Annotated in this window: 23 protein-coding genes and 2 CRISPR repeat arrays (1 of these 25 running past the window's edge); of the genes, 17 read left to right on the top strand and 6 right to left on the bottom strand. The window is 30.2% G+C overall.

Annotation, left to right across the window (positions count from 1 at the left end):
• Nucleotides 1-409: a CRISPR direct-repeat array (repeat unit 30 nt; unit sequence ATTTAAATACATCCTATGTTAAGGTTCAAC); it reaches 548 nt to the left of the window's first position.
• Nucleotides 410-727: 318 nt separating this feature from the next.
• Nucleotides 728-1,810: direct repeats of the CRISPR family, unit length 30 nt.
• A gap of 229 nt (nt 1,811-2,039) precedes the next feature.
• Complete coding sequence (locus tag BN2665_RS04890) at nt 2,040-2,444, bottom strand: GNAT family N-acetyltransferase (RefSeq protein WP_055666000.1); 405 nt, start codon at nt 2,442-2,444, stop codon at nt 2,040-2,042.
• 281 nt (nt 2,445-2,725) lie between these two features.
• Between BN2665_RS04890 and BN2665_RS04885 the strand changes: the two genes are divergently transcribed.
• Nucleotides 2,726-3,592, top strand: a complete 867-nt coding sequence (locus BN2665_RS04885) for a hypothetical protein (RefSeq protein WP_055665999.1) — start codon at nt 2,726-2,728, stop codon at nt 3,590-3,592.
• A 107-nt stretch (nt 3,593-3,699) separates the two neighbouring features.
• On the top strand, nt 3,700-4,296 hold the full coding sequence (locus BN2665_RS04880; RefSeq protein ID WP_055665998.1) for a maltose acetyltransferase domain-containing protein: 597 nt from the start codon (nt 3,700-3,702) through the stop codon (nt 4,294-4,296).
• 266 nt (nt 4,297-4,562) lie between these two features.
• On the opposite strand, the gene BN2665_RS04875 is transcribed toward BN2665_RS04880, so the two are convergent.
• On the bottom strand, nt 4,563-6,167 hold the full coding sequence (locus BN2665_RS04875; RefSeq protein ID WP_055665997.1) for an IS1182 family transposase: 1,605 nt from the start codon (nt 6,165-6,167) through the stop codon (nt 4,563-4,565).
• 184 nt (nt 6,168-6,351) lie between these two features.
• The gene (locus tag BN2665_RS04870) at nt 6,352-7,242 is read right to left on the bottom strand and encodes a hypothetical protein (RefSeq protein ID WP_055665996.1); all 891 of its coding nucleotides are present in this window, start codon (nt 7,240-7,242) and stop codon (nt 6,352-6,354) included.
• A gap of 352 nt (nt 7,243-7,594) precedes the next feature.
• Here BN2665_RS04870 and BN2665_RS04865 point away from each other — a divergent pair, with 352 nt between their 5' ends.
• The 6 genes from BN2665_RS04865 to BN2665_RS04840 all read left to right on the top strand — a co-directional run bounded on the left by BN2665_RS04865 (nt 7,595) and on the right by BN2665_RS04840 (nt 11,365).
• Entirely contained in the window at nt 7,595-8,065 is a 471-nt protein-coding gene (locus BN2665_RS04865) for a hypothetical protein (RefSeq protein WP_055665995.1), read from the top strand.
• A gap of 27 nt (nt 8,066-8,092) precedes the next feature.
• Entirely contained in the window at nt 8,093-8,428 is a 336-nt protein-coding gene (locus BN2665_RS04860; RefSeq protein WP_055665994.1) for a hypothetical protein, read from the top strand.
• Nucleotides 8,429-8,580: 152 nt separating this feature from the next.
• Nucleotides 8,581-9,081, top strand: coding sequence for an NUDIX hydrolase (locus tag BN2665_RS04855; protein WP_055665993.1), 501 nt, complete (start codon nt 8,581-8,583; stop codon nt 9,079-9,081).
• Nucleotides 9,082-9,112: 31 nt separating this feature from the next.
• Nucleotides 9,113-9,895 (top strand): DUF5694 domain-containing protein, encoded by a 783-nt coding sequence (locus tag BN2665_RS04850; protein ID WP_055665992.1) that lies wholly within the window; start codon nt 9,113-9,115, stop codon nt 9,893-9,895.
• 97 nt (nt 9,896-9,992) lie between these two features.
• Nucleotides 9,993-10,421 (top strand): GNAT family N-acetyltransferase, encoded by a 429-nt coding sequence (locus BN2665_RS04845; RefSeq protein ID WP_055665991.1) that lies wholly within the window; start codon nt 9,993-9,995, stop codon nt 10,419-10,421.
• A gap of 59 nt (nt 10,422-10,480) precedes the next feature.
• A complete protein-coding gene (locus tag BN2665_RS04840) occupies nt 10,481-11,365 on the top strand; it encodes an EFR1 family ferrodoxin (RefSeq protein ID WP_055665990.1) in 885 nt (294 codons plus the stop codon).
• Between the two features lie 105 nt (nt 11,366-11,470).
• Here BN2665_RS04840 and BN2665_RS04835 read toward each other — a convergent pair whose 3' ends face one another.
• Together BN2665_RS04835 and BN2665_RS04830 are read right to left on the bottom strand one after the other, a co-directional pair.
• On the bottom strand, nt 11,471-12,001 hold the full coding sequence (locus BN2665_RS04835) for a GNAT family N-acetyltransferase (RefSeq protein ID WP_055665989.1): 531 nt from the start codon (nt 11,999-12,001) through the stop codon (nt 11,471-11,473).
• Nucleotides 12,002-12,165: 164 nt separating this feature from the next.
• Nucleotides 12,166-13,239, bottom strand: coding sequence for an acyltransferase family protein (locus tag BN2665_RS04830; protein ID WP_055665988.1), 1,074 nt, complete (start codon nt 13,237-13,239; stop codon nt 12,166-12,168).
• Between the two features lie 395 nt (nt 13,240-13,634).
• On the opposite strand from BN2665_RS04830, the gene BN2665_RS04825 reads away from it, so the two are divergent.
• From BN2665_RS04825 to BN2665_RS04815, 3 genes are all read left to right on the top strand, one after another.
• Nucleotides 13,635-14,354, top strand: a complete 720-nt coding sequence (locus tag BN2665_RS04825) for a hypothetical protein (protein ID WP_055665987.1) — start codon at nt 13,635-13,637, stop codon at nt 14,352-14,354.
• Nucleotides 14,355-14,644: 290 nt separating this feature from the next.
• On the top strand, nt 14,645-15,319 hold the full coding sequence (locus BN2665_RS04820) for a class I SAM-dependent methyltransferase (protein ID WP_055665986.1): 675 nt from the start codon (nt 14,645-14,647) through the stop codon (nt 15,317-15,319).
• A 302-nt stretch (nt 15,320-15,621) separates the two neighbouring features.
• On the top strand, nt 15,622-16,155 hold the full coding sequence (locus BN2665_RS04815) for a hypothetical protein (RefSeq protein ID WP_055665985.1): 534 nt from the start codon (nt 15,622-15,624) through the stop codon (nt 16,153-16,155).
• 67 nt (nt 16,156-16,222) lie between these two features.
• Here the strand turns inward: BN2665_RS04815 and BN2665_RS04810 are convergent, their stop codons facing one another.
• Complete coding sequence (locus BN2665_RS04810) at nt 16,223-16,654, bottom strand: DUF1259 domain-containing protein (RefSeq protein ID WP_055666373.1); 432 nt, start codon at nt 16,652-16,654, stop codon at nt 16,223-16,225.
• Between the two features lie 356 nt (nt 16,655-17,010).
• On the opposite strand from BN2665_RS04810, the gene BN2665_RS04805 reads away from it, so the two are divergent.
• The 6 genes from BN2665_RS04805 (at nt 17,011) to BN2665_RS04780 (ending at nt 22,290) form a co-directional block, all read left to right on the top strand.
• On the top strand, nt 17,011-17,505 hold the full coding sequence (locus BN2665_RS04805; protein WP_055665984.1) for a DUF7832 domain-containing protein: 495 nt from the start codon (nt 17,011-17,013) through the stop codon (nt 17,503-17,505).
• A 304-nt stretch (nt 17,506-17,809) separates the two neighbouring features.
• Complete coding sequence (locus tag BN2665_RS04800) at nt 17,810-18,850, top strand: DUF2065 domain-containing protein (protein ID WP_055665983.1); 1,041 nt, start codon at nt 17,810-17,812, stop codon at nt 18,848-18,850.
• A 17-nt stretch (nt 18,851-18,867) separates the two neighbouring features.
• Complete coding sequence (locus BN2665_RS04795) at nt 18,868-19,125, top strand: CD3324 family protein (RefSeq protein ID WP_055665982.1); 258 nt, start codon at nt 18,868-18,870, stop codon at nt 19,123-19,125.
• A gap of 456 nt (nt 19,126-19,581) precedes the next feature.
• Complete coding sequence (locus BN2665_RS04790; protein WP_055665981.1) at nt 19,582-20,532, top strand: MraY family glycosyltransferase; 951 nt, start codon at nt 19,582-19,584, stop codon at nt 20,530-20,532.
• A gap of 371 nt (nt 20,533-20,903) precedes the next feature.
• Nucleotides 20,904-21,464: a hypothetical protein gene (locus tag BN2665_RS04785; protein WP_055665980.1), complete on the top strand. Its 561-nt coding sequence runs from the start codon at nt 20,904-20,906 to the stop codon at nt 21,462-21,464.
• Between the two features lie 67 nt (nt 21,465-21,531).
• Nucleotides 21,532-22,290 carry a hypothetical protein gene (locus tag BN2665_RS04780; protein ID WP_055665979.1) on the top strand — a complete coding sequence of 253 codons (759 nt, stop codon included), beginning with the start codon at nt 21,532-21,534 and terminating at the stop codon, nt 22,288-22,290.
• Nucleotides 22,291-22,331 lie beyond the last annotated feature (41 nt).

Raw genomic sequence — 22,331 nt, 5'->3', positions numbered from 1 at the left:
GTTAAGGTTCAACGAAGAGATACAAGCAACTGGAGAAGGATTTAATACTATTTAAATACATCCTATGTTAAGGTTCAACGCATGGAAAGAAGAATGGGTAAAAGTAAAAGATATATTTAAATACATCCTATGTTAAGGTTCAACAATTGCAGACCTGGTTATCCCTAACATATACGCTAATATTTAAATACATCCTATGTTAAGGTTCAACGCTTAGTTAAAATAGGTTTATAGCAGAGGTGAAGAAAATTTAAATACATCCTATGTTAAGGTTCAACAAGGAGCCTTTAGAAAAACATATAAGTAGGTGTGAATTTAAATACATCCTATGTTAAGGTTCAACTAGAACTTAAGAACACTTAGAAAGGAAGTATTAGCAATTTAAATACATCCTATGTTAAGGTTCAACCACTGTAAAATCAACATTCTTTATTTTTATTATATCCTCAGATCCATTGAAAATAAAGAGATTGCTTGATTTTTTACCAGGCACCAAGTGCTATTTTAATTTGTTCAAAAAAAATCCCACTTAAGCTCTATTTTAAAGGCTTTAAGTGGATTTCAAATTTCAATAAGGTTGGTAAAATTAATTTTTAGCAAGATAATATCCGTATCCCAATAAGTTTTTTTCTAATATTTCTATATACATTAGGAATAAGTCATTACTGAGATGACTCATCATCTTTAATCGCTATTTTAAATTTATATCTTATGAGTTGAACACCAAAATTTAAATACATCTCATGTTAAGGTTAAACTCTAAGTCAATTAGATACAGTCATGTTTCTGCAATATTTAAATACATCTCATGTTAAGGTTAAACCTGTAATAATTCTATAGGTTGAGCATTTCTACCCAATTTAAATACATCTCATGTTAAGGTTAAACCCTTCGCTTTTTTTCACTACTTATTTTTACAGCAACATTTAAATACATCTCATGTTAAGGTTAAACTTATAAAGTAATATTCTAATGTTAAATACTTTTCGTAATTTAAATACATCTCATGTTAAGGTTAAACTTAAAAACAGAATTAAAGACTAGAGCTGAAAATGAATTTAAATACATCTCATGTTAAGGTTAAACGATCTTTAGTGCTTGAAGCTAAAAGAATGATGGAATTTAAATACATCTCATGTTAAGGTTAAACCGGAGCGAGGATATAATACCTCATTAGTAAATATAGAATTTAAATACATCTCATGTTAAGGTTAAACACACTGAGCAGGTACTGCACCAATCATTAAATAAAATTTAAATACATCTCATGTTAAGGTTAAACATTAGAACAAATAAAAAATAAACAATAGTATAAAAAATTTAAATACATCTCATGTTAAGGTTAAACGTACTAATTCATCACCTTATTGCTAAAGGTACCGTATTTAAATACATCTCATGTTAAGGTTAAACATTTTGGTCTATATTTACTTATTAAATATCTTTCTAATTTAAATACATCTCATGTTAAGGTTAAACATGGCGGGGGAACTTTAGAAGGCCCCAATAACTGCATATTTAAATACATCTCATGTTAAGGTTAAACCCTTTATCTAAGCTGCAAGAAATGTTAGGTGGAGGATTTAAATACATCTCATGTTAAGGTTAAACAGCTAGGCTAAGCGAGATAGTAAGTGTTAATAAAGAATTTAAATACATCTCATGTTAAGGTTAAACAAGATACCAACCATTCCATCATGGTTGGCAAAGATGGATTTAAATACATCTCATGTTAAGGTTAAACTATCTCAAGGTAGTAAGAATGCTGGCAAGCTATACAATTTAAATACATCTCATGTTAAGGTTAAACTACTGAAAAATAGCCATTCTTTATTATAGATAATATATCATAAACCTAGTAAAATCAACATAATATAAAAACTTTTACCAATCACAACGCATTTTCAAGAAATTTTTCTATTCATTAGTTGAAACCTTGATTTTTCAACTACTTCAATCTATCCCCCACAGAAAACGGCTGGTAAATTATATTTACATATAGCTACACCTAATTTAATAAAATAAAAACTATTTAAAGCTTATTTACTATATCTATAAAAGTGATTATCTTGGTTATATGTAAATCCAAATTTTTTATAAAATTTATCAAGTTTGCTTATGGCAATAAGACCAATGATAGCATCATCTATACAATTATCATCAATGTAATACATCAACTTTTCCATAATTAGTGTTCCAATATTTTGTTTTTGGTATGATGGTTTAACCATTATGTCTTGTATATAGAAGACCGTTCCTCCATCTCCAACAATTCTACCAAACCCTATCAGTTTACCCTGTTCCTCTACGCAAACACAGTAAATCGAATTATCCAACCCCTTCTTAATTTTATCGTATTGAAGTATTTTCCAACCAATAGAATTTCTTAATTGAATATATTCTTCTACTAAGGGTTTTCTTTCAGTTATTATAATATCCTTCATATTTTAATCCTCTCCATATAAGGCTTCAATTTATAAACTGGTTAATGCATATTTCGTAATTTCATATGAACTAATACCAACATATCTATGTACTAATTATTTGTCAAGCTATGTGCTTTAAAACTAAATAATATAATGTTTTAAAATTATTATAGTTTTATAATCATCGAATATATGTAAAATATGGTATAATTTTTATATCCATTAAATCACAATAATAAATATCGTGATGCAACCTAAATATCTACCTAAGAGTTATTAATTTCAAGGAGGAGGACTAAGTGTTAATACAGGTATTATCAACTTTGTCAGTAGTAATTGCTTTTATTTTTATTTATAGGAAATACAGAACTGATCATGAAGATTTTCTACTACTCAAATTAATTAGTTATTACTTATTATGTAGTTTTAGGTTTAACTTTAACGATCTAGCATTACCAGCAGGGTTTATTATTTATTTAGCTTTCTTAAAGCCACAGATTAACAAGCCTGTAAAAAAAGCCATAGCGCATTTAGGCTTATTCGTATTTATTTGGGGTGTATTAACTCCTATTATTCAAAACTCTTATTTCGAAAGGCAAAGAGTAGTAAATGCCTCTAGTAATAATATATATACAATTGATTTAAACGAAGATCATAATACAATAAAGCAAAAGTTAGGAATCAGTGAATATACAAAGATAGAAAATTTTGCTGCTAGCTTTGAGGATTCAGGAGAAATAAAGGAATTAAAATATTCGTTTCTAACTAACGATAATAAAGGAATAGTTTTATATAAGATAAACTTCTCTTCTAATAAAAATAAGTATATTATAAAGCCAATGAAAGTTAGTGAATGGATGCATTATGATGATGGATTAATCAATGAGGATCAATTTTTTTATGCTCTAAGCTATTTAGATTTAGAGAAAGCAAAACCTCAAGAGGAATATCCATATTATACTGTTAAATATGATGGAGGTTGCGCAAATTGGGGAGTAAAAGATTTTGAAAACTTCTTGATTACAGACAATGGATTTAATAAGCTTAATAACGATGAATTGCCCGTTAATGGATATGTTTTTTGGATTTTTGGTAATAAGAGAACTGGTGAAAGCAGCTACTATAGTAATAGTAACAGAGCATATATTCTACCTATCCATAAATAATGCAAAACATTATATAATAAAAAGTCTCCACCACTCTAATGAATTATCCAAGCATGTATCACAGAAGGTATTTAAAAAAACAAATATTATAAATCACGGAGGTTACTATGACAATTAGAGAGAAAATGAAGAATGGTATGCTATATACAGATATGGGAGAGGGCCTTGAAGAGGAGCGTAGAAGGTGTAAAGAATTATTATATGATTATAACCTTACACGTCCAAGTGAAGAAGCAAAAAGGAAAGATTTATTAAAAAAACTATTGGGCCATATGGGTGAGAATACTTGGATTGAACCGCCATTACACATGGCATATGGTACAAATGTACATATTGGCCATGATTTTTATGCTAACTTTAATCTTGTAATTGTAGATGATGTTGATGTTTATATAGGCGATCATGTAATGATAGCACCTAATGTGACAATAACACCTACAGGTCATCCTGTTGACCCGGAGCTTCGCAAACTTGGTACTCAATTTTCAATTCCCGTAAGAATTGGTAACAATGTGTGGATAGGTTCTAATGCAGTGATTTTACCTGGGGTTACCATAGGCGATAATTCGGTTATAGGCGCTGGAAGTGTTGTTACTCACGATATTCCTGCAAATGTAGTAGCTGTAGGAAATCCCTGCCGTGTACTAAGGGAAATAAATGAACATGATAAAAAATATTACTATAAAAATAGGATGGTTGAATAATTTTATTTTTGAATCATCAATAACTCAAATAAAATATTTGATTATGTAGGAAAATACATCGTAAAAATAATTTATATTTGGATTATAGCCTAAAAGTTGGGAGTGTCGCAAAACTACTTTAAAAAGTAGTTTGCTCCACTCCTTTTTTGTATTCAGATAAAAATCGATTATAAAAACGGGGCCATTACTCCAAGTTTTCATGAATTCTTGATTTTTTGACGCACTTAAATAAGCCTAACACTTTTTTGAGAAATTTTGTCTTACTCTTAGGCTATTTTTGCTTCATGAAGATGTTTTTTGCACCTATCATTTTGTATTTTTGAATGCAATTTATTTATATTGAAACCAAAACAAAGAAGAAGGAACTCATTCTTAACACTATTTTTGCCACGTGTTAAGAAACGATTGAATTGGTAGTCATTTTTTAGTACTCCAAAAGCTCCTTCTACTTGAATTGAACGGTTTATCCTTAACATAATACCCTCTGAGGATGTTATGTTTTCAAGGGATATCTGACGCTTTGCTACAAATGTTTTAGATACCTGCATTTTCCTATTTCCTCGTGCTTTTGTACATTTTGCTTTAAACTGGCAGTTACTGCAATCTTCACATTCATAAACAGTTGTCTCTGAACTATAGCCAGTAGCTGAAGTTCTATGGGCTATACCTATCTTTTTCAAATGCTTCCCATTATGGCAGGTATACTCATCTTTTTCTTCGTTATAGGTCATATTTTCACGCTTGCTAATATCCTTCTTAAAGCTTTTCTTCTTCCACTTTTCATAGGTCTGAGGTTTTATGTAGTATTTTTGCCCTTGATTTTCTAGGTAAATATAATTCTCTTCACTTTCATAACCAGAATCAGCAATGATATTTTTATATTTAACTCCTAAGTTTGATTTCATATCATCTAGAAATGGTATTAGTGTAGTAATATCAGCTCTATCCTGAAATATACCAACACCAGTTACATATTCACTTTCTACTCCTATTTGAACATTGTAACCTGGTTTTAGCTGTGAGTTGCGCATATGATCATCTTTCATGTGCATAAAAGTTGCATCATGGTCAGTCTTCGAATAACTATTTCTTCCATTGAATATCCCATTATGCATGTTGTATTTCTCTTGACGCTCATAGTAACATTCTAGCTCCTCTTTGAATTTCTGAAGCTTTGATTTGCGCTTACCAATACCATGAACTAGCTCTATATTTTCTTCATTTATCTTTTGATTAATAAAGTCAAGTACTTTCTTAATATCCTGAGCAGTGTTATCCTTTGCGACAGCAAAGTTTGTCATAAAGCTTAAGTTAACAGCTTCAATGCAAGACTGTATCTTCTCAAACATCTTGCTTTCATTTTTATTAACAACTTTTTTCCATACAAAAGTGTAGCGATTAGCATTTGCTTCAATTTTCGTTCCATCTACAAAAAGATTCTCAAAATTGATTTCTCCTATACTATGAAGATATTGAACTAGCTGATAAAACAAGTCTTCCACTGCTTCTGATAAATATTCTTTTCTAAACCTAGCAATTGTAGCGTGATCCGGTGCTTTCGCGCCTTGAAGTAACCACATGAAGTTAATATCCCTTCTGCATGCTGTTTCAATCTTTCTACTCGAATATATGTTGTTTGAATAAGCATATGTTAATACCTTAAATAGGATTTTAGGTTCCACTGCCGGTTTTCTTCCAACGGAAGAGTACGCCTTGTATAATTTTTCGTAACTTAATCCCTCCAATATTTGGCTAAGCAGGCGGACTGAATCATCCTCAGGTATCAACATTTCAAAATCAAATGGAAGAACCAGTTGATAATATCCATTTGATGAAGTATAATTTTTATGTTGATAATTTGGTTTTTGCATACTATAATTATACAACATTTGCGGGGCTTTCGAGCCCCGCATTTTCTATATCTGAAATAAAACAGGGCTGCTACACAGCTAACTATTTAGTTAGTTGTGCAACAGCCCCATCTATATTTGTTTTGGATAACTTGTTAGTAACTATGTTATAATTTTTTGATTCGTCATATAAGAAAATGGTGTACTAATTCTGATAAATAATTAGGTTATTTTGTATCTTGTCAATAGTTATAACAAAATGATTACATTTTAATAAGTCTGAATTGATTGCTAATCTTAAAGGATATTCAAATTTATATTTAAATCCAATTTTATCATGTTTTAAATTCTTAAATTTATATTTTTTATCTCCTAATTTTACTTCTACAGTAGTAGCCTTATTATTATCTTCAAGATTGATAAATGAACGATTTGAACCAGTATCTAAATATATAGTACTTTTTTTCCCATTTACTTCTCCTTGGAAAAACAATAAATCCTTATCATTACACATATTGAGACTTTCAAGTGGTAATAATGTATATTTATCATTTTGTAGTTTACTATAATCTATAGGTTTATCACTTATTGCTATCTTTTTATTCTTATAATCTAAAGTTACTACCTTGTTCTTAAAATATTCTAAGCCAATTGTTCCATTAATTTTGAAAAATCCATACATTCTCCAATCAGTAAGGGATGATTTAACATTTGAATATTTTTCACCAAATACATTTACACTTTTAAGTAATATAGAAGTACCGTTTCCCCTATATGTACCATCTGCATTGAGTTCTGTAGATTTTCCAGTTATGTCATAATCTACTTTTCCTTTAATAGCCGTTGTAATAAATATACCTTCTGCATTACCTGTATCAAATTCTAATTTCATTTCTTTATCCCCAATCATTACAGGAATTGAAGGGCAAGGATTTAAAAAGCCAATCGACATATCGTGCACTTGATTTTCTTCATAGTTTAAATCTTTTATCCAGTTAAGGCTTTCACTATTCCCTTTGAAATAAAACCCAAATACTACTATTATTGTTATTATAACAATAATAGTAACACCTATAGAAAAAACCTTAGATTTCATAATAAAATACCACCTTAATTCGCAATAGTTTACGATTGCGAAGCAACCGTTTTATAAATTATACCAATATCTACTATATATTTATATATATTTATATATTTTTATAAATATCGGCATAACTAATTTTAACCTTCACAACTGTTTACATCTATATAACCCAATTCTTAAAAACTAATCAGTTACCAGCATTAGTTTAAAACAAAGCCAAAAATAAAAATCTGCCACTAAAAGGTGGAGCATATCATCTTAATTTTATGGTGCTTTTAAATTTATATATTTTCTATCCAACTATAAAGTATATAGAAAATATGGTATAATTTTGATATTAATTAAATTCTTCAGGAGGTATTATATGTTAGGTCATTTAGGATTTTCATATGTAGGTCTCATATATTCATTGATGTTATTTATTCCAAATATCATTTGGAGCAAGAATCAGCCAATAGATTATAACACTACCCAAGAAAACAAAATATTATTATTATTTGAACGTGTTGGACAGGTATGCTGCACATGCAGTGTATTGATTTTTAGTGATTTTAACATTGGTGCCTTTTCAGCCTGGAGTTTGTGGCTAATAGCATCATTTTCATTGATGATTCTTTATGAGATTTGTTGGATTAGATATTTTACTAACGAGTATACAGAAGAAAATTTTTATCGTAGTTTTTGTGGGATTCCCGTGCCTCTTGCCAGTCTCCCTGTCATGGCTTTTTTACTATTAGGCATTTATGGTAAGGTTATTTGGCTGATTGCATCTGCTATCATAATTGGTATAGGACATATAGGAATACACCTTCAGCATTTAAAAGCCATAAAATAAATTTAGTATGTAAAGGAAGGTAGTAGAATGGAAGCATCAAAGTTTAAAAAAATTAATCTATTGATTAACATCCCTCTTATGTTAATATTTTTTATATTATTTATAACACCATTCTTTATTGGTAAAGGTATTGAAGTATATTATATTGGTATAATTTGTAGAATAATTATGGGAGTATGGTGTATTTTTAATGGCATATGGAATGCATTTACTGATTATTATTCTATTTTAAAGAATAATATATTTCAGAAGAACAAAAACACTCCTAAATGGGCATGGCTTATACTTTTAGTTTTAGGTGTCGGATGTATTATTACCGCTTTTATGGGATATGGCTTTAATAATGTTAAAAAACCAATGTGAGTAAATACCTATAGATAAACAATACGTAAACTTAACTTATACATGTTCCAAAATGGTATCTTCAAGCCATTATGGTGCATGTATAAGTTAATAGTTGAAGTTGTTTATCTATCTTCTCTTGATAAGAACTTTTATTTATTGGAGGTTACTAAATGGAACTTTGGGACATACTTGATGAAGCTGGAAACAAAACAGGAAAAACTATTGAACGTGGAAAACCTATGGGAAAAGATGAATACCATCTCCTTGTGCATGTTTGGATAAAAAATAGCAATGGAGAATATTTAATCACAAAACGTGCAGCAAACAAGGCACACCTTCCCAACCTGTGGGAACCCACTGTTGGTGCAGCAGTCATTGGAGATGATAGTCTAAAAGCTGCATTAAGAGAAGTAAAAGAAGAAATCGGTATTAACTTATCCCCTACAAAGGGTAAATGTCTCTTTAGGTTAAAAGGACAACACTATGATTTTCATGATCTTGTTGATGTGTGGCTGTTCAAGGAAGAAGTAGATATTTCAGAAGTTATTTATCAGCCTGAGGAAGTATGTGGAGCGAAATGGGCAACCCCAGAGCAGATTAAAACATTAATAGAATTAGGTGAATTCGCTGATACATTTTCTTACCTTGGGGACCTATTTAAAATAGCATAGTTGTCTAAATATAAATGTGAGGTATAACATCATGGATAGATTTAGAAAAACGGAAATATTATTGTTAGGGAGTTTTCACTTTTTTGAACAAAAGGATATTGATTTTTACTCTACAAAAGTTCAAGGGGAAATACAGGAATTAGTTTATAAGCTTTCGAAGTTTAATCCAGATAAGATTATTATTGAAGCTCCCATGGACTCACAACAAGCTATCACGGAAGCTTATGCTTCTATCTCCTTGGAAGACTTCTCAAATTATGAAAAAATGAAAACAAGTCTCCTAGGTTATATTAACTTTGCTGGAGATAAGTATCCAATAACATACAATAATGAATCAATTCAAATTGGGTTTAGGCTTGCTAAAATGCTGAAAAAGGACAATGTATATGCTATAGACTATATAACATTATCTGAAAACAATACAATTCTTGAAATAGCCCAAAAAGAAATCCCTGGATGGGCTAAGATAAACTCTGAATTTTGCAATAGCCTTAATAATGACGTTTCTAAAGTCAAAAAGACGGGCACCATAACTGACCTATATAAATATTTTAATGGTGATTGGTCACTAAAACAACATAATATATGGTACCTACTTCCTAATCAGCTTGGAGCCGGCAATGATTATATTGGTTCTGAATATTTATCTCGTTGGTATGAAAGAAATATTAGGATTTTTGCTAATCTACAGAAAGTTAGTATGGGTTGTGAACGAGTTTTTGTACTTTATGGTGCTGGTCATCTACCAATATTGATGAATTTAATCAACCAATGTGAAGATATGAAATTAGTGAATGTTTTTGATTACTTATAATATATAACAGATACTGTGTTATTAAATACACAGCATTTTTAGTTTGTCTTTGTAGAGTATGGTTTTTTTATTAATTAATATATATGGAGGGTATAAAATGGGGTTATGTACTATTAAGGAAAGTACAAAAGATGAGGAGGATTTAGTGTGGAAAGGAATTATTAAATATAATTCTGCAGTAATTCATTTAAAACAAGATGTCCCCTCAATTCCAATTAATAGAGTATTGAAGGATACAGAGGATAATGTCATAGGAGGCATTAACTGTATTTTATATTATTGCTGGAATACTATGTACATAGATATGCTATGGGTTAGTGAAAACTATAGAAAAAATGGACATGGTTCAAAACTCCTAAATGAAATAGAGAGGATTGCAAGAGAACAAGAATGTACTCTTATTCATTTAGAAACAATGGATTTTCAAGCAAAAGATTTTTATATTAAAAATGGGTATGAAATATTCGGAGAATTAGATAACGTTCCTGCTGGGCATAAACGATATTATATGAGAAAGATTTTATAGAATGAATTAGCATCTAAATATATTCAAGTTAACTATCAAAAATCCATGGAGGATATAGTATGAGCACATTTAGTGGTGTTAATAAAATTAAAATTGCATTCTTTTCTGGTACAGGCGGCACGGCAAGAGTTGCCAATACTTTTGAAAAATCTTTAGAAGCAAAAGGCAAGATTGTTATAAAGCATGAATTAAATAGTAGAAACAAGATAATAAACGACTCAGAAGATATGCTTATAATTATATATGCTGTACATGCTTGTAATGCTCCTGAATCAGTTTATGAATATATCGATGCTATTCCTAAAGTGGATAATAAACTAGCTGTGGTAATATCTGTATCAGGCGGTGGGGAGATTACTCCTAATACTGCTTGTAGATTACACTGTATTAAGCGTCTAGAGAAGAAAGGCTTTAATGTCATATATGAAAAAATGCTTATAATGCCATCTAACTGGATCATTCCCACTATCGATGGCCTCGCAGTAAGATTGCTGGAAGTACTCCCTACTAAAATTGATAAGATAATTGATGACTTATCCTCAGATATTACTTTTAGAACGAAGCCAAGTTTACTAAATAGATTTCTTTCTTATATTGGCGAATTTGAAAAAGTTGGTGCTAGATCCTTCGGTAAAAGGATTAAGGCTAATGAAAACTGTAACGGATGTGGATGGTGTGAAAAAGCTTGTCCTAGATCAAATATTACATTAGTTAACGGTACTCCTGTCTTTAATAATAATTGCTTACTTTGCTTAAAATGTATTTATGGATGCCCACAAAGGGCCTTAGAACCTGGTATTGGAAAATTCATAGTTATTAAGCAAGGATACAATTTAAACGCTATTGAGAAAAACAATCAGATAGATAGATTAGATTCTGTGGAGAAGCTTGCGAAAGGTTACCTATGGAAAGGTATAAAGGAATATTTGTTGAATGATAATTAAAATAATTGTTTTAGAATATCGTATTATTCAGTAGTTGAAAATATATTAATATTTATAGGGAAGACCTTTTTTTGGCTTCCCTATATTCACTTTTTAAGAATATTATTACTGATTATTATATAATTTATAATAATTAAACTTACACATATTACCATCATATGGTATTACCTTGGTATCAACATATTCAAAACCAAGTTTTTCGATTGTAATTTTAGATGAAACATTTTCTGGTTTTACGATTGCAGTTAGGGACTTTAGCTTAGTATTCTTAAAAACCCACTGAATTAGTGCTTTAGATGCTTCAGTTGCATATCCTTTCTTTTGATAATTATCAGAAATACCATAAAGGATTTCAAATTCATTATCTAGTTCAGCTTTCGGATGAACACCCACAACACCAATACATGTACCTTCAATTTTATGTTCAATTCCTAATATTATAAAAGGCTCAGTAGCATCAAATCTTTCATTCACCCGATTTATCCAAGAAAGTGCCTTGGACTCGTTATGTAACACCATATCAGACATCCAGTATGCTACATTAGGTTGCTGACTATAATATGCTACATCTTTTGAATCGAAGGGTGAAAACTTTCTGAGAATTAGATTAGGTGTTTCAATACGAAAATCTTTCAATTTTATATCCCCCTTATATTTTACAAATGTGTATTAAATTACAGTTTAACTATATACCAATTATAACATTAATTACAATATGATTTTACCTCTCTTGAAAGATTATCTCGGCATTTTAGAAGATCTTGTACCTTTGAAACTCTCTGTATTCTGTCAATATTTTGCTATTTTTTTAATCCAAACATAAATCTTGCCATTGGTACTGGCCTTATAATCTCATAGGTTAAAACACTTGCTATAAAAGTTAAAATCATAATAATGCTAAACTGTATTAGACCATTATTAATGACATTTATAACATAATAACCAATTGCTACTAACCAAGTTTGATGAAAAATGTATATGGGGAAAGAAGCTTTAGAAAAGTAATCTAAAATACTGTTAGAAAAATCTAAGTAGCATTTTCCTAAGCCAAAGATGGCTAAGATTATAACCCATGTAGTTAAATGATTAAATGCCGAAGATAAGAAATTAATTGCAAATGAAACATTCTTAAAATTTATCCTATAAATCATAACCATACGGATAATCGAAAACATAATTGCCAAAGTAGTTAAAATTAAGCGTTTATTTTCTAATAGTTTTATAGCTCCATTGGTACTTAAAATTAAATAACCTAATAGAAAAAATGATAGATATTTACCAAAACCTTGTCCACCAATTTCAAAAGCACTTAGAAAAAAGTTAAACAAAAATAATGAAAGTATTATCCATAGATTAAACTTGCTTTCGTTTATTTTTTTGTGTGATTTTTTATATAGAATTATTAGAGGTAATGATACTAAAGAAATAACAAATAAAAATAGTAAAAACCATAAATGTGCAGGAGTAAAGCCACCACTATATCCAGTTAAGTCAGTTCTTTTAGTAAAAAATAATATGTACTGCTGAAAATAGTTTCCCGTGTACCCATTATGCTGTTTTTCTGCAAAAAAAGTTTGAATAGGAACTGTTAAAATAACTCCAAAGATAAATGGAATAAAGAGTTTTAAAAAACGTTCCTTAATGAATTGTTTGATCGAATATTTCTCCATGGCTAATGAAGCACTAACTCCTGCAATCGCAAACAATAGTGGCATAAACCACTCTGAGGAAATTCTTATAAAATTATCACAAATAATATTTGGTTTCCCAACTACATAAAAGCTTTCAAATGAGTTAAATATACGAGAGGTATGAAATGGAAATAGTAATAAAATCCCTAATGTTCGTATATTGTCAATATAATGTTTTCTCAAATAATGTCCTCCTTTTAGATAAATTTATTTTCATAGTCAACAATTGCAATAAATAATAACTACATGCTAAACTCTAGCGTTTTAACATCCTGATTATAACATTAATTGTAATATAATGTATATAACTAAACAAATATCGGCTCTCTTTCTTAAAATCAGTTGTTTTTGTATAAGTATCGGTGAAAGTCTTATTGTAATACTTACAGATATATTGGCTTTCCTTTGTACCTTACGTTTCTTAATAAAATTTTAGCCTTTAAAATTTGTAAGTTTTCTATATAACTATAGGATATATAGAAAATGTGGTACAATTTTGATATTAGTTAAATCACACTTGTTAAATGAGTCCAAACACAGGTTATTCATATGATGTTTAAGAAATTGGAGGAGTAATAATGTCAATTCAGCGAAATAAAGATGGAAGTGTCACGATTAAAAGCAATGATGGTGTAACTACTATTGGGAAAATAATAAAAGTTTCTGTTGATAAACAAGAAGAAAGATTTCAGCAGTGGGTGGATGACTGTGCTAAGCTGGTAACCGCTTGTGCTCATACACTTAAGGAAACAGAGCAATATTTTTTAAATCACTGTGATGCTCTACCTCTTAAATCGGATGATAAGCGTATGAAGAGTTTTCAGTGTAATGTGATTATGAACTATTGTAAAGATAAATTGGAACATCAGCCATCACAATTTTCATTTGATATGACAGATGAGGAAATAGAAAAATGGCACAAAGAAGACAATGCCATGCATGAGGAAGCAATGAACTCTTCTCCTGAACATTTTGGGCTAAATATACGTGGATACTATCTACCTCATACTGAACGCAACTCAGTTTTTTATGAGCAGGCTTATATAAAAATACAAAAATTCATGGAACGTAATAATTCCGCCCCCGAGCAAATAAAAATGCAGGATATTTGCTTATTTTTTGAGGAAACTACAGGACACTGGCAATGTAGCGGCGGTGGAGATAGTCTAATGAATCAATTATTAGTTTTTAGAGGTATAAGCCAAGATGATATAGAAAAGCGCACCCCACGATTTCTCCAATATATCACTACATTGCGTGACATGGGGAATTTATCCAGCATCATAGAGGAAGGATAAACTTCAATATAGCTTTCGTAATTATAAATACATGTAGCATACCTATAGTTGGTTCACATTTTGAAGAAAAAGCTAAGTAATTATTAAGTTTAAAATGTGAATGATGATCTTTGAAAATTGAATAATGCAGTATTAAACGATAAAGCTAGTTCTATTCATTCTACAGGAAGAACGCATATATATTTTCAATGTATGAAATAATTTCACATTATAGTATAATTATCCTTAAGTTAAGCAGAAATTGTATAATATGGAAACATACAAATTAATTTTAACTAGGAGGTGGGATTATGTGTAACTATTACAGACAGAACTTAAACTCTACGAAACTCTTTCAGGTTTACCAGACAAAGTATCCAAGGATTAAGCGTTATTTGGATAAAGAAATCGATTTTGTGTGCCGGAATTTGCATGGCAGCGAGAAAGTGCTGGAGGTTGGAGCCGGATACGGACGTATTATCAAGAAATTGGCCCCTTTCTCAGCCAGCGTTGTAGGAATTGATATCTCAGAGTCAACAGTGAATCTTGGCAAGGATTATATAAAAGAATGCCCGAACTGTAACATTCAAGTGATGGATGCCTATAACCTTGCGTTTGGTGAAGAATTTGATGTGGTATTGTGTTTGCAAAACGGTTTATCAGCGATGAAGGGACAACCTATTCATCTGATTGAACAATGTATGAAGGTACTGACTCCTAGGGGAAAGGCCTATTTCAGTACATATAGTCCGAAATTTTGGAATCATAGGCTGACCTGGTTCCATGAGCAAGCGAATAATGGTTTACTTGGAGAAATTGATTTGGAAAAAACGAAGGATGGCACAATCGTATGCAAGGACGGGTTTATTTCTATTACCTTTTCAGAGGATACACTTAAAAAACTAGGAGAGGAGTCAGGGTGTTATTATCGCATTGAGGAAGTAGACGAGTCAAGTCTCTTTCTTATCCTTGAAAAGGCAGAATAATATCTACAAAAATACTCCCCTTTATAGTGACAGCTCTTTCTTATTTAATGTAACAACTAAAGAGCGAACAATTTTCCAGTGCACTGCATTATTCAAACTTGAATTTTGTGATGTTTTTTATGTCGCATTTCAAATATATTACCCGTCACTAATTTAAATACATCAAATGTTAAGGTTAAACCACAATCTTCTAAATATTATAAGCTTAAAATACTATATGTTAATATTTCCACTAATAAAGTAGTTTGCATCTACAAAAGCTTAAAAGTGTAAGTGTTACTTATTAAAGGAGTGGATTTATTATGAAAAGTATTTATAAATTTGCTACAGCCATTTTTATTACAATATCATTAAGTAATATAAACTTAGAGCACTTTCAAACACAAGCATATTCATCTAAAAGCAATACGCCTTCTAATGAATTTCTAGATTATTATGCAAATATAACAGATGAACAAAGAAAAAGTCAAATTCTTTTTTTTCAACAGGCTTTAGATGAATTAGGAGCAACGTCACCTGAACAAGTTGTTAAAATTTGGGCTAAAGCAGAACTTACAAGAAATGGAATCTTTCATTATGCCGTTGCTTGTGACGAATTGAAAAGTGACCTTATCAGAAAATGGGGCAACCCTGAAGAGAATTTTTGGAATATTGGCGCCTCAAGTCCTTGGCTTGATAAATACGAAATAATTTCTAATAAAAAACTAAGTGTCTCTGCGTTTGAAGTGAAAATAAAATTTTATTGGGCTACTTCTTATACCCCTATAGAAACTACAGAAACTACATTGACAATTATTAAAAACGGAAATATTTGGTGTGTAAAAGAAGTAAAATAAAATTTAGTTTTTATCTATCTTCCATTGAAAAAAGGCTCAAGTATCACCACTTAAGCCCTTATAATAATTAACAATTACGTTCAAGAATTTGGAAAGCCCTAGCAACTTTTTCAGCAAATGAAATTGGATTATCTATAGATTCAAAATGAATATACATTAATCTTGGTCTATCAAATAGCCAATGATTATGAAGTGCAGTAACTAAAATGCCTTCTGCTCTAAGTGCACTGATAAATGGGTTAATTTCCTCTTGAAGAATGACAGTTTCACCTAAATTTAATGCTTGACCTCTCTCGTCTATATCTTCAAAAGAGAATAGAGCATTGAGAGCAAGAGGACTTCTTGTTGGTCTTCCTAAAATTTCAGCATTAATATTTCTCATACGGGTAACTGCACAAAGATTTCTTTCTGATTGAAGAATTTGGCTTTTAAGAATAGTAGCAAATCTTTGGCACAAATTACAATCATTAATATTAGTATTAGCGTTAGCATTATTCATCGAGTTATAGCTATCATTATCATACATCGAATTGTATGGATTATTATCATACATTGGATTATAGGGATTCTTATCATACATATTGAACACCTCCATAGTAACATTGTATGAAAATCATCGAAAAATGTTCTTGTTTAAATGCATATTTCTTACATGAATCATGATAAAGCAACAAATTATATAAATTTTCAATTAAATACTACATTAATATGAAACAGAATATTAAATTATTGTGTCACAATACAAAGATATTGCCTATCACTAGTTTAAATACATCTCATGTTAAGGCTAAAATGTTTAAATAAGAAGCTTATGTGAAAAATAATACAAAATATGGATATATAAGGAGTAATAAGATGAAAGATTATTTTGATAATGTAAATTGGCATTTTGATGATGCCTATAATGAATATTGCAAGCGCTTTAATTTTGAAGAGGATAAAGAAAATAGCAAGCATATTAAAGCTGGACTAGTGTATGCCGCGGCTCATATGGGAATGTATATAGCATGGATTATTAAACATAACTTGGAAGGAAGTATTCATAAAAAATATTCTAAGGAAGATTTGGAGAAAGTAAGAAATGAACAGATGACAGGAGTGGAATTTTTACTTAAAGATTGTGATGGCAAGCTGTGGGGTGAAGATTTTAATCAGGAGGGACTCGAATTTACAAGGAGTTATTATGAGCACTATTTAAGAGATTATTCAGATTTGGTTTTATGTGAGTTTGATATAGAAGACAGCATATATGAAGTAGAAGATAAATGGAATAACTACAAAAGTATTACCATCATGTTAGATACTGCTTATAGTAACTTTAAAAAAGGAAAAGTAGGACGTGTGAGATAGAATAATTAATATCTATAATTATTATTTAACGTAGCAACTGAAAAAGCAATAATTTGCGTGGACACCGCGTTATTTAATGTTTTGAGTTCTGCGGTGTTTTTTGCGTCTCAATGCATTAATTTTGATATAAATCAACTCATTATAGTAAACTAATCTAAAGTAAAGATTATTTATATAGCCTTCACTAGTTAAGGTGAAGAATGCTCTTAAAAATTCTCGGCATTTTATTCCATATATGTTTATACTATAATTTAATTGTAAGTAAACGGCCGCTGCTTAACTCTATGTGAAAGGTGATTTTACTATGAAAACTAAAAACGAAAAACTACTCAACTGGGCGATTGACAAAATTCTAAAAGAATATAAAGAAGATGTATGCTTATTGATAGGGACTGGGCAGTTTAAACTTGAGCAGGATAAAGATGTCGCATCCTTTGACTACTTCATCCCAGCAAACGAAAAAGCACATAATCTTGCCAAAACATTTATCGTTGAGGGAATAGGTTACGACCTGTATCCCAGGTCCTGGGAACGAATTGAAAAGATGGCGAACTTAGATGATTATAATACCACTTGTTTAGGCTATGCACAAATTCTTTATTATCGAAATGAAGAGGATAAAAATCGTTTTCTTGCTATGCAAGCAAAGTTACAGGCAAATCTTAAAAACCCGGAATTCATGTTCAAAAAAGCACTTGAAAAGCTTAATATAGCCATGGAGATTTATCAAACAATGATGTTCGAGGATAGGTTGGGCAAGGTTAGAATGGCTTCTGGATTTATCGCTGACTACCTCTCTGTTGCAGTTGCTTTTGTAAATCAGACATATTTTAAATACAGCCAAATCAATCAGATATCCGAGCTATCAGTTATGAAAGAGATACCCCAAAATTTTATGCAGTATTATACGGCAATCATCCATGCTGATTCTGTTGATGAACTTAAAAATTTGTGTCATGTAATGATTCTTTCTACACGTAAATTCATGAGTAATAGGAAACCTAAAAATGAAAATAAGATTTATAATGAGGATTTTCATGATCTGGCTGACTGGTATCAGGAACTTTGTTATACTTGGAGAAGAATTTATTACTGGTGTGACCAAAGAGATGCTGAAAAAACCTTTGTTTGGAGCTGTTATTTACAGCGTGAGCTCGATATTGTAAAAGAAGAATTTGGGCTTAAGGAAATGGATTTATGCGGCAAGTACAGTTCAGAAAATTTGTTAGATTTCCGTAAACGTGCTGAGGAGTTGGAAAAGTACATTATAGACGAAATTCATAACCATGGTGTAGCCATAGATGAGTATAATTCTATTGAAGAGTTCATGGCGAAAAATTCATAGGAAAGGTCGGATTTCCTATGAAATGTAGAAATGCATCAGATATTCTGCCTGACGAGCTTTTAAAGGAATTACAGAAGTATGTTTCCGGTGAGACATTATATGTTCCATCAGATAAAGAAAGGAAAAAGTGGGGAGCCGATTCTGGAGCAAGAAAATTCTATGCACAGAGAAATGATGAAATCAGATATAAGTTTTTTCATAAGGTGAGTATTGAACAACTTGCTGAGGAATATTGCCTTTCAACAGAAACAATTCGAAAAATCGTTTATAAATAATTTTATTGGATTGTACTAACTCCTATTTAAGTTCATAACTAAAAAATAATAATTTACTAAACACTGTATCATTCAAATCTGAATTTTACGGCGTTTTTAAATTTGTATGCTTTCTATCCAACTATAAAATTTGTAGAAAATATGGTATAATTTTGATATTAGTTAAATGGCACTGATTTGAAATTGCATATTTTCCAGCCTCTGCATTTGAATTTGCAGCGCTATGGAGTCAATCAATATATCTGGGGATTGTAGTTGTTCTCTTTGCAATCGGTCATTTTACGAATAGTTGGTTCACTTATAAACTCACAACATGAACATAAACTTTATCGTATAGTATAAGTGTTTCGCAAATCTCTTAGTATAGTAAGCTAAGAGCTATGTTAGTTTTGTAATTTATTCTGAATGCATAGACTTAAAGGCTTTTCAATGTAAATAGAAGGAAGGTTAGTTCTTATGAATTATTTTTATGCTTTTTTAGCAGTCTATTTAATCGTTTATTTTATTACTCCATTTTTAATAAAATTAGCTGTTAGATTTGATTTTCTTGATAAACCTACTAAAAGGAAAAATCAAGAAAAGCCTATGCCTTTAGTAGGTGGAGTCGGCGTATTTATAGCATTTTTTACCGGTTATCTTATTTTTATACGACCCATTCAGAAAGAGTTCACATACATATTAGTCTCATCTCTTCTTGTTTTTATAATTGGTATAGTTGACGATTGGTATAAAAGTAAAGGTAAAGAGTTTGCTGTACTTCCAAGATTAATAATACAAATGATATCAGCTTTCATGATTTACCATTCAGGAATTGTTTTTAATGGATTTACTAATCCATTCACAAATGAGTACATTATATTATCAAAAGGAGTAGGTCTTTTGCTAAGCATTACATGGATTTTGGGCGTTACCACTGTAATAAATTGGTCGGATGGTGTAGATGGGCTTGCAGGTAGTTTATCAGCTATTGCAGGTTCTACTCTTTTTGTAGTTGCCTTAGCAAAAAATCAAACTGATTCAGCCATGATGTCTATACTACTTGTAGGTTCATTGATAGGATTTCTAAAATATAATAAATATCCTGCTCAGACTTATATAGGCGATTCTGGCGCAAATTTTTCGGGATTTATTTTGGCTATAATTGCACTGGAAGGTGTCTTTAAGCAGGCTACAATTATTTCTCTCGCTGTCCCCATATTGGCTTTAGGAGTGCCAATCTTTGATAATGTTTATGTAGTCATTAAAAGAATTATAAAGGGTAAGCCTATTTATGAGGCAGATGCAAGTCAAATACATCACAGACTATTGTCTACGGGTTTGAATCAAAAGCAGGTTGTTATGTTTATATCTTTAATAAGCGTATGCTTAAGTCTTTGTTCAATTATTATATTGTTATTAAAAGTTTAAGATTAAAGAAAAATTCTCTTATTTAACTTTACACTAAAAAGAGAAATAAATTCTTAGGGCACCGTATTATTCAAATATGAATTCTACGGTGTTTTTGCATGATAGTACAAAAACATTTCCCATCATTAGTTTATTATTTTAAAAATGTCCTAAAAAGCAACACCTCATATTTATAATGAAAAAAATCTTAGGTACTTATATCTACAACATATAATTCAAAATCAAAATTAATTAAATTAATATATACAAATATTTCATTTTTCTACATTTTTCTTCATTTAAACCTGTTATAATTGTATCTGGAAAAAATATATGACAATGTAACCTAAATACTAGATAGTTAAAATTATATAAAAAAAAGGGTGAATTTAATGGATATAAGCTCAGAAGAGTATCAGGCTAAAAATAATATTCTATCCTTTAAAGGACTAATATTTTCTTTGTTAGCTACTCTTGGAATTTTAGTAGTTCAAGAGATTGTAAATATATTTATGGAAGTTAGATATTTAGACGTTTATTTTGTTATAGGTTGGGGCGTTTTCCCATTTGCTTCATCTGTCATATACTCAAAATTTGCTACAGGCAGAGAGAATTTTGCATGTATATTATTAATTGCATTTTTAAACTTTTCATTGCCTCATATCTTCTATTACTTTGCAGATGTATTTATGTTTTCAATGAACAGTGGAATTAGTTATTACGAGGCCTTATTATCAGTACCTATTTATAGTTATATGTCTATATTATTTTACTATGATGTCATAACTATTGCTGGCTCAGAACTAACTACTATTACTCTTTTAGCTTTTAGATTATTAGGTTTTTGTTTTTACATATATTTTACCAAAAGAGAAATTTATAAAGTTAAGTATAGTAAAATGGAGAATTTTAAAGCAATCATTGAGAAAATGGGCGACAAAATGACACTATAAATCTGAGATATTAATAAAATTAAAGACTGTTAAGTTCAATACATAATACAAGTAGGGGGAAATAAAAATGTCAGAAGATACAATTTTAAGAGATGGTATGATTAGAAAAAATATTGAGACAAGTATCAAGAGAGGTGCAAAGTCATATAAGTACTTAATTTTTATATTTATTGCACTTTTAGGAGGAGCAGCATATATTAACTATTTACAAGATCCAGAGTTTTTCATTAAGCCTACTTTGTTTGTAGCAATAATTTTTGCACCCTTTATAATTTTCGCAATAGTTTCCATGGTTAAAAACAAAAAATATTCAATGGATTTTGAAACTCATCCAAAATATCTAGGTTTAAAGGAAAGATTCAATTTAAAGGATCTTAATGATTTTGACGCTTTTGATAGTAAGATTTCTAAAGAATATAAAGAAAATAAATTGTTTGAAGATAAAGCACTAAACGTTGTTGGTACTGACTCCTACATTATTGAAGGAAAACTAAGTACCCTTAACTTTAGTGTTTATGATGCAAGTAAGTTATTGCTAGTGGTGTTTAAACCAAAAAAGATCACTGAGACATTGGTGCTCTTAGCCTTTAAAAAAAGAAGATCAAACTACATTGCTTTATATTTTGAAGATCATGTAACTGCAATTGAAGTGCTTAGCAAAAAGAATGGTAGAGAACTTACTAATAAAATTGCAAGCACCTATAAAGTGATAAGTGGTGTTGATGAAAATCTTGTGGGTTTCTATGATACAGACAGAGATAAATTTATTGAAATTTGCAGAGCGGAAGCTAGAAAAGTTTACGGAAATACTCCAGCTTATAAATAAATTAAATATTAAAGAAATGACTATTAATTTCTAATGAAATT

Origin of the sequence: Desnuesiella massiliensis (assembly GCF_001403615.1) — a bacterium.
GTDB classification, from domain to species: domain Bacteria; phylum Bacillota; class Clostridia; order Clostridiales; family Clostridiaceae; genus Desnuesiella; species Desnuesiella massiliensis.
The sequence above is the reverse complement of the archived record's forward strand: the minus strand, read 5'-3'. Positions and strand labels throughout refer to the sequence as shown.